The 1,496-nt window shown below is 55.6% G+C and carries 1 protein-coding gene; it reads right to left on the bottom strand.

The window, feature by feature from the left end:
* Positions 1-70: 70 nt before the first annotated feature.
* Positions 71-1,410, bottom strand: a protein-coding gene (locus tag HY2_RS15275; protein WP_112063360.1) for an IS3 family transposase whose coding sequence is annotated in 2 segments (ribosomal slippage) — positions 71-1,086 and positions 1,086-1,410 — 1,341 coding nt in all. Because the reading frame shifts where the segments join, the coding sequence is not laid out codon by codon here.
* Between the last annotated feature and the right edge of the window lie 86 nt (positions 1,411-1,496).

The following is a 1,496-nucleotide window of genomic DNA, read 5'->3' as shown; positions in this document are numbered from 1 at the left end:
TGTCCGTTTTCGAACGGTTGAGACACTCTGATGCTTTTGGATCAGGAGAGATTGGCTCATCTGGTTTGGTTTAATCAGTAGATCTTGCGTGATGCAAGCGGCGTAGTTTCATGGTCCTCCGTTTGGTTTGGGCGCGTTGCTGCAGGATTTCATCGCCGCGGCCGAGGTAGACATCTGCGGGCGTGAGATTGTTCAGGCTCTCGTGGTAGCGGCGATGATTGTAGTGATCGACAAAGGCGTCGATCTCGTGAGTAAGGTCACCGGGCAGGAAATAGTTTTCCAGAAGGATGCGGTTTTTAAGCGTCTGGTGCCAGCGCTCGATCTTGCCTTGCGTCTGCGGATGGTAAGGCGCGCCGCGCGTGTGGGTGAAGCCTTCTTCAGACAGCCAGTCGGCAAATTGTTCAGATACGTAAGACGGCCCATTGTCCGAGAGGATGCGAGGCCGGTGCCTGACTTTGACCTGGTCGAGCCCAGAGGCTTGCAAGGCGAGGTTCAGCGTTTCCTGCGCGTCGATGGAGGCCATGTTCGTGCAGAGCTTCCAGCTGACGATGTAGCGCGAAAAATCATCCAGCACCGTGGAGAGGTAATACCAGCCCCAGCCAATCACCTTCAGATAAGTGAAGTCGGTCTGCCACATCTCATTTGGGCGCGTGGTCTTATCCTTGAACTCATCGGCCGCCTTGATGACGATGAAGGCCGGGCTCGGGATCAAGTCTTTGGCCTTCAGGATGCGATAGACACTAGCTTCTGAGATGAAGTAGCGCTTCTCATCGGTGAAGGTCACAGCCAGTTCTCGTGGACTGAGGTCGGTGCGGTCCAAGGCCATTTTGACGACCGCGTCGCGAACATCATCCGGGATCCGGTTCCAGGTCACTTTGGGGCCGCAGCGCCGGTCTTCCAGGGCATCGACGCCGCCTTGCTGCCAGGCATCATACCAGCGATAGAAAGTCGGGCGTGACACACCGATCTGTTCCAGCGTGCGTTTGATCGGCTGATGCGATTGCTCGACCAGCTGGATGATCTCCAGCTTCTCAGATGCAGGGTATCTCATATGTCGTCCTCCCCATCCGCAATCACGCTTTTTTTGAGCACGCGATTTTCTAGGGTGAGGTCCGCCACCACCTCCTTGAGGTCGCGCATCTCACGGCGCATCTCCACGACTTCATCGCTGCGGGCTTCGCGTTGGGTGTCGCCCGCCAGACGTTTCTTGCCGGCCTCCATAAAATCCTTCGACCAGCTATAATACTGGCTCTGGGCAATCCCCTCCCGGCGACACAGCTCGGCAATCGAATGCTCACCGCGCATGCCTTCCAGAACAATGCGGATCTTCTCTTCAGCGGAATACTTACGCCGGGTGCGGCGCTTCACCGATTTTATGTGCTGCTCGGCACTTTCGGATTTTTTGCTCATCTTCACTCCTTGAGTCAGTTACGATGAGCCAAAAATCCTCCTTAAGCAAAACCACAAAAATGTCTCACGGTCGCTGAACCGCTACA

Origin of the sequence: Hyphomonas pacifica, from assembly GCF_000682675.1 — a bacterium.
Taxonomy (GTDB): domain Bacteria; phylum Pseudomonadota; class Alphaproteobacteria; order Caulobacterales; family Hyphomonadaceae; genus Hyphomonas; species Hyphomonas pacifica.
This window is presented reverse-complemented; position numbering and strand designations above follow the sequence as displayed.